Below are 6238 nucleotides of genomic sequence, written 5' to 3' on the forward strand. Positions count from 1 at the left end.
TCTCACTCTCGGTTAGGTCAGGTCGGGTCAGCGCGCGAAGACAGTAGTCCCGGGCTTTGCCCAGCGCTCGATGACCTCGAGCACCGGTTCGACTCCGATACCCGGTCGGTCGGTCATGGCAATCTGTCCGCGTTCGATGAGCGGGACGTCGACAAGGTCGGCGAAGTAGGGAACGTCCTGCGCGTGGTACTCGAGCGCGAGGAAATTCGGCCAAGTCGCTGACACCTGCGCAGCGAACGCAGTGCCGATAGGGCCCGCGATGTTGTGAGGCGCAATCGAGAGGCCGCGGTCCGCGCTGCTCGCCGCGATCCGCCTGGCCTCGGAGACCCCACCGACCTTACCGAGGTCGGGTGTGACGACCGCGAGGGCTCCCGCCAAGATGACGGGCTCGAACGAGCGGTGTCCGATGAGATTCTCGCCCCCGCCGAGCGGGACACGGGTCGACTGCGACAGCGCGATAAGCCCGCTCACGTTCTCCGGCGGCAGGGGATCTTCGAGCCACATGATCGACTGGTGCTCGACGGCCGAAGCAAGCCGCACGGCCGAAGCCATGTCGTAACGCCAGTGCAGATCGAACGCGAGCTCAACACCCGGGCCAGCGCCCTCGGCGATCGCATCGGCCATGTCGTGCGCGAGCGACTCAGCGCCAGGCGGCATGGTCCGCGACCCACGCTTCGTCGGGACCAGGCCCGGCACGTCGAGGTCGAACTTGAGCGCGTCGAAGCCGGCATCGACCGCGGCGCGGGCGCGCTCGGCAAGCAGTTCAAGGTCGACCGGTTCTGTCTCGGCGTCGAGATCGAACAGACTCTTGCCCACCGTCCCGTCAGCCACCTGGCCGCTGACGTCCAGCCACGGTACCGGCCGGATGTCGAGCATCGGCCCCAAGCTCATGAGCCCCGCCCCTCCATGGCAGTCGGCGTACACACGGACTGATCGGTGGAACGCGCCGCCGAGCAGCCGCCAGAGCGGTACACCAAGCTCGCGAGCGTTCAGGTCCCAAAGGGCGCCGTCAATGCCCGACAAGGCGTTGTGCACGATTCCGCCGACCGATCCGGCGCCCGACGTCGCCGCCCGAAGCCTGGCCCCGATGACCTCGACGTCCGCCGCATCGTCACCTTCGATGAGGCGACCCATCTCACCGATAATCTCCGGCAGGCCCGGAGCGAAGAACGCCTCACCCCACCCGACAGCACCGGACTCTGATTCGATCCGGACGATCGTCCAATCGAAATTCGCTGCCACCACGGCCGTCGATACTGACCTGATCTTGGACATTCCACGCCTCCTCGCGCGTCGCTCGAAGCGACGACTCAAACTTATAATAGAAGTAATTAGGTAGTCAACATGATGACGAGTTCGCTACAATCTGACAAGTCGAGTGAAAAGGGGAACCATGCCGAGGTCGCTCAAGCGCAACTCTCTTGCCGAGCAAGCTGCCGAAGCAATCATCGAGCTCATCGATGATCAGCAACTCCGCGATGGAGATCCTCTCCCCGCGACCGCGGATCTCGCCGAGATGCTCGACGTCAGCATCCCCGTCATCCGAGAGGCGGTCGCAGGGCTCGCCGCCATCGGGCTGCTCCGACGCCACCAAGGCCGAGAAAGCACAGTCTCCGTGCCCAATTCGTCTCATATGGCCAGACTCCTCACGCTCCGGGTTGTCGGCGCCGAGGTCGAGGACGAACGGCTGCAGCAGTTCCGCGAGATCGTCGAAGTCGGCAACGCCCGCCTCGCCGCCACTCACCGAACACCCAACGACCTCGCCTCAATGGACGCAGCAATGGACCAGATGCGCATGGTCAGGACCGCAGAAGACCTGCATGCAGCAGATGTCGACTTTCACGCGGCGATCGCCCGCGCCACCGCCAACGACCTCTGTGAACTCACCCTCGAGGCACTCGAACCCGTGCTGTGGCGACTTCGCCGCAGGGTGTGGAGCGGCTGGGTTGCAGCCGGCGGAAGCTTGGACAGCATCATCAGCGCCCATTCCATCATCCTGGAAGCAATCCGCGCTGGAAACGAATCGGACGCCTCGCAGGCCATGTCAGAGCACCTCGCCCAGGCCCGCACAGGGCTCGAAGCACCACTCAAGAAAGTTTCGAGTCCTGCGCCTGGGTCACTGATGGCTGAGACCTCCACCTGATGCTGCAAGAGTGTCAGGTGATGGCGACGGTCGTACGCACACTCGCAACGCAGCGGATGCTTGGCGGCCGTCGGAACTCGTTCTCTGCCTGATGGCGGTGGCAGTGGGGCTCGCTTTTCTCGTCGCAGGGGTTTCCGAGTTGGGGGCGGTGCAGGTAGGTGATGCCGTAGCCCGCGAGGCCTTCCGCGAGGCTCTTCTTCGAGAATCCGTGTTTGCGGGACAACGCGTTCAACCGCACGTCCACAAGAGCGGTGACGCCTCGACGGGTGAGTTCAGTGGCCATCTCGTCGAGTGTGAGGCCTTCGTAGCCGATGCCGATGACGCCGGCTGCCTCAGTTTTGCATGCGTCGATTCTCCCACGGCGCGTTGGACTGACCGACGAGAGCTCGCCGATGTGGCTTGACAGATCGTCCTCACAAGGTTATTAGTTTAACCACACGCATCTCGGCTCGGGGGCTCCAGTGAATGGAATCGATCGCTTGAGGGACACACTTCGCCAATACGACCGACACAAGTTGACACCCGAGGCCACGGTCGAAGAGCTTCGACTGTCGATCGGCGCATGCGGTGATCTGACGGAGCGCCTACGAGCTGCGATCCGCCTGCTGTTCCCCGAGGATCTGACACCAGGCGGTCGCTCCATCCTCCAGCGAATCGCGGATGGAGATCCTGGCCCAGACTCACCAGCAGACGACATCGGCGGCCGGTTATGACCTGGGAGCCGGCGGCCACGGCGATATTGGGCGAGAAGCGAACAAACCTGTTCCGTGTGCTGCTACATGCACCAATTCCGGTCACGAAGCGGCGGCTAAGTTCCGTAGCTGGCCTGAGTCTGGGTCGCACACACCGCATAGTCGAACAATTACGCACTGCCGGGTTGGTCACTGTTTCCGAATCAAGCAGGAAACAGACCATCGAATTGATCCGGGACCATCCAACCGTTCGTCGGCTTTCGGACCTCATGTACCGTCAGCCGAGCTCGTCGAGCAGCCCACCGCCCCTCCCCCGGCCGCAAGGCGCGTCAGTCGCAGTCGTGTGGAACGAGGAGCTTATCGTCCTAGATGTAGCCGTTGTCCTTCCTGATCTGGCGAGTACGAAGGCCGTTGACCGTACGAGCGTCGGGCCGCGCATATCTGTCAGCGTCTGCAGGCAGAGCGAGTTCTGGTACGCGCTGAGTTTCGCCGGCGATCTAGAAACTGCGATCTTCGAAAAGGGCATCCAGATCGCTGGCGCACCCATCACCCGAGACGCTGGAATGCCTGCCGACGTTCCGCCCGACGGTTCCACCGACGAGGCGCCCGATGACTGACCGACGCACCGCCAACCAAGCACGTACGTTCGAGCGGCTGCCGAAACTCGACCACGGCATCTACCTCGTGACCACGAAGTCGGGAACCGTCCATCGGTTCGAAACATCAACGTGGCGGCCCACGTGGCAACGATGCCCGGTCGACGACGCTCTATCCGCTCCGGTCCCGATCCGCGACCTCTACGAGAACTGGAAGGTCGGAAGCCGGGGCTACGTGGAGTTGAGCGACGGCAGCTTCTTGTACGGGAACACATGGCACCTCTCCGCGAGAATCGTGTCGATCACCCTTGACGATCGGTGCTGTTCCCGCTGCCACCACGAAGAACGAATCAGACGGTTCTGCCCGATGTGCGTAATCCAACCTTCATGGTCTCGGGCACCAGAGCACTGGGACCTCGGATTCGACGACGGCACGATACGCGGCCGTGTGCGGGCGTGGCTCGGGCACACACAATCCCGGCTGGTCGAACGCCGCCGAAAGAAGCTGCTGTACCGACTCGCGAAATCCAGATGAACGGCGCGATCCCCTACGACGAGCTCGATCAGGAGCGGCACGGCACCTGGCTGCTGACTACGGAGAGCGGGACCATCTATGAAATCCAGGCCAGCAGCTCAGGAGTCTGGATGATCCGGCATCCCGTGATCGACGACGGCACTCGAGACGACAACACGTTATACCGCGACGAGATCCTCATCCAATGCGAAATCGGCCCGGTCCGTCTCGGTGAACCGGCGGTCATGGTCTTCGTACGCGATGACCGGCAGGGTGTGCCTGCGTACGTTGCGACGACGCGTGTGACGACGCCAGTTGTGCGGATCCTCTGGATGGCAGCCCCTGGTGATTGGCGACGACGAGCTGAGCGGTAGCCCGCTAATTAGTTATGCCGGGACTATGGAATTCGAGATCCATGGTGGCCGATCCGGTTCGGCTCCCCCACATCCGCTCGTCAGCAACGCCAGGAGTAGAGCTGCGCTTACAGCGACTCCCTTTTCGCGTTCATGATTCCTCCAACCATCGGTTGGTTTTCTCAGTCGGTCGAGAGGCAGGCTTGTCAGCAGAAACGGCGCGACCTGGTCTCGCCGCGGCTTGGCGTGACGTAAGGAGCCGCGGCCGTTGCCCTCGTCTCATTCGTGTCGATGCCGCGCAGCATACGCCGCATCCGCTTCGGCGGCACCGCCCAGTTCGGGGCACCGCAGACGACGTGCTCGGGAACCCTGACATACGCGGTCACGACGTCGACGTTGTCACCGATCGCGAGGCGTCGGCGGAGATGCTCGCGCAAGCCGGGTATCGCGAAGTCGAGGCGGCCTCGTCCGGCCGGCTGGATCAGGCCCGCATCGATGAGTCGGGCCTCCTGTGAACTCGTGTGTACTCAGTGTACTTTGGTGTATTCGGTGTGTTCGGTGTATCTGGATAGCGGGTACGGATCGTTCGGGCTTGCATGGTGGCGGGCACAGCCTGCGCTCGATCGCTGACGCGGCCGAGATCGGCTCTCAGCGGATCGCGCGCTTCAGTGTGGGTCGCCAAGACGCCGCCCGCGCGGCGACGCAGCCATGAGTCCTGTGGGGCCGCTGCCGTTGGAGCAGTGCTGCGCCTCCTCAGAGAACCGGCTGGCATACCGGCACACGGCGCCGCAGTCGTCACAGACCCAGTTCACGCAGGCGAGGCAGTCGCTCATCGCCCGAGCTCCGACTCGCCCCGAGTCGCACCGATGGGTACTTCTTTGTATTTTCTGCGGTGAGATTCCGAGTGTCTAGTGGCTGTCGCGCGATACTCTTGTGGGCATGGCCGCCCTCACGTCGGTCTAGTTGCACCGGGCCACGAACCGCATTGACCCCCACGAGCTGGTGCGTCAGCTCAACGAGGGCCACGGCGCAACCCTGGGCGCAGCGTTGGCTGGCTCAAAAACTCGGAAGCAGCCGGCACGAGTGGGCGAAGCCAGACGGACCCGAGCCGCGGCCAGATGGCTGGAACCGTCTGCAGTTCGCCCACCAGCTCTGGACGGCGCTCTCCGCCGAAGAAGGCGTCGTACGGACGACGCTCACAAACCGAGGCTTCTGATCGACGGCTGCGGCTGGCGCTGCCAGTGCCAATCGAGGGGGATGAGCGTAATCTGAGGGTATGTGGATGGTGGTCGTCATCTTGCTCGTAGTTTGGGCGGTGCTGTCGATTGTGGGGTTCGTTTTCGAAGGCCTGCTCTGGTTGGGCGCGATCGGGGTCGTTCTCTTCATCGGCACTCTCATTTTTGGAATCGTCCGGCAGCGCGCCGTAGACGCCCGTCACTAGCGCGGCGCTTCTCTCGGGGCAGAGCCCAGCTATTGCACGCGCTCACTACGGGACTCCGTCCGCTTGCCCCGCTGACCGCGGAGAAGGCACCCGCTACGGTCAGACTCGTGATCGACACCAAGCAGACGAAGACGATCGGCGAGCACTACGCTGCGGCCTAGGGCGTGTCTGACAAGTGCTTCGCCCAGGCGATGACCGCGTGGAGGACGGCGGCGGCGCGGTAGGTGATGGCGAGCTTGTCGTACCGGGTGGCCAGCCCGCGCCATTGCTTGAGGTGGCAGAAGCGGCGTTCGATGACGTTGCGGCCGCGGTATTCGTCGGCGTCGAAGGCCGGCGGGCGTCCGCCGCGTGAGCCGCGGCGTTTCCGGTGGCCTTGCTGGTCGGCAGGCTCGGGGATCACCGCGACGATGCCATGCTCCCGCAAGTGGGTGCGGATCGCCCGTGACGAGTACGCCTTGTCGGCACGCAGCGCGTCCGGACGCACCCGTGGCCGGCCGGG

Annotated in this window: 6 protein-coding genes; 3 read left to right on the top strand and 3 right to left on the bottom strand. The window is 63.9% G+C overall.

From position 1 onward, the window contains the following. Positions 1 to 27: 27 nt before the first annotated feature. On the bottom strand, positions 28 to 1275 hold the full coding sequence (locus tag H521_RS0119950) for a mandelate racemase/muconate lactonizing enzyme family protein (RefSeq protein WP_084512739.1): 1248 nt from the start codon (positions 1273 to 1275) through the stop codon (positions 28 to 30). Positions 1276 to 1393: 118 nt separating this feature from the next. Between H521_RS0119950 and H521_RS0119955 the strand changes: the two genes are divergently transcribed. Beyond that, positions 1394 to 2143, top strand: a complete 750-nt coding sequence (locus tag H521_RS0119955; RefSeq protein ID WP_022894773.1) for a FadR/GntR family transcriptional regulator — start codon at positions 1394 to 1396, stop codon at positions 2141 to 2143. A gap of 13 nt (positions 2144 to 2156) precedes the next feature. Here the strand turns inward: H521_RS0119955 and H521_RS24605 are convergent, their stop codons facing one another. Further along, positions 2157 to 2426: a DUF488 domain-containing protein gene (locus H521_RS24605; RefSeq protein ID WP_022894774.1), complete on the bottom strand. Its 270-nt coding sequence runs from the start codon at positions 2424 to 2426 to the stop codon at positions 2157 to 2159. A 1536-nt stretch (positions 2427 to 3962) separates the two neighbouring features. Between H521_RS24605 and H521_RS0119970 the strand changes: the two genes are divergently transcribed. Next, complete coding sequence (locus H521_RS0119970) at positions 3963 to 4319, top strand: hypothetical protein (protein WP_022894776.1); 357 nt, start codon at positions 3963 to 3965, stop codon at positions 4317 to 4319. Positions 4320 to 5580: 1261 nt separating this feature from the next. Continuing rightward, on the top strand, positions 5581 to 5739 hold the full coding sequence (locus H521_RS26180; RefSeq protein WP_169514023.1) for a hypothetical protein: 159 nt from the start codon (positions 5581 to 5583) through the stop codon (positions 5737 to 5739). 157 nt (positions 5740 to 5896) lie between these two features. Here the strand turns inward: H521_RS26180 and H521_RS0119985 are convergent. Further along, on the bottom strand, positions 5897 to 6238 hold a 342-nt coding region (locus tag H521_RS0119985; RefSeq protein WP_026482488.1), incomplete at its 5' end, for an IS5/IS1182 family transposase.

It is taken from the genome of Agromyces subbeticus DSM 16689, assembly GCF_000421565.1.
GTDB classification, from domain to species: domain Bacteria; phylum Actinomycetota; class Actinomycetes; order Actinomycetales; family Microbacteriaceae; genus Agromyces; species Agromyces subbeticus.

Coding starts and splice junctions, on each gene's coding strand:
- H521_RS0119950 (WP_084512739.1), bottom strand. CDS start 1,275: ATGTCCAAGATCAGGTCAGTATCGACGGCCGTGGTGGCAGCGAATTTC.
- H521_RS0119955 (WP_022894773.1), top strand. CDS start 1,394: ATGCCGAGGTCGCTCAAGCGCAACTCTCTTGCCGAGCAAGCTGCCGAA.
- H521_RS24605 (WP_022894774.1), bottom strand. CDS start 2,426: ATGGCCACTGAACTCACCCGTCGAGGCGTCACCGCTCTTGTGGACGTG.
- H521_RS0119970 (WP_022894776.1), top strand. CDS start 3,963: ATGAACGGCGCGATCCCCTACGACGAGCTCGATCAGGAGCGGCACGGC.
- H521_RS26180 (WP_169514023.1), top strand. CDS start 5,581: ATGGTGGTCGTCATCTTGCTCGTAGTTTGGGCGGTGCTGTCGATTGTG.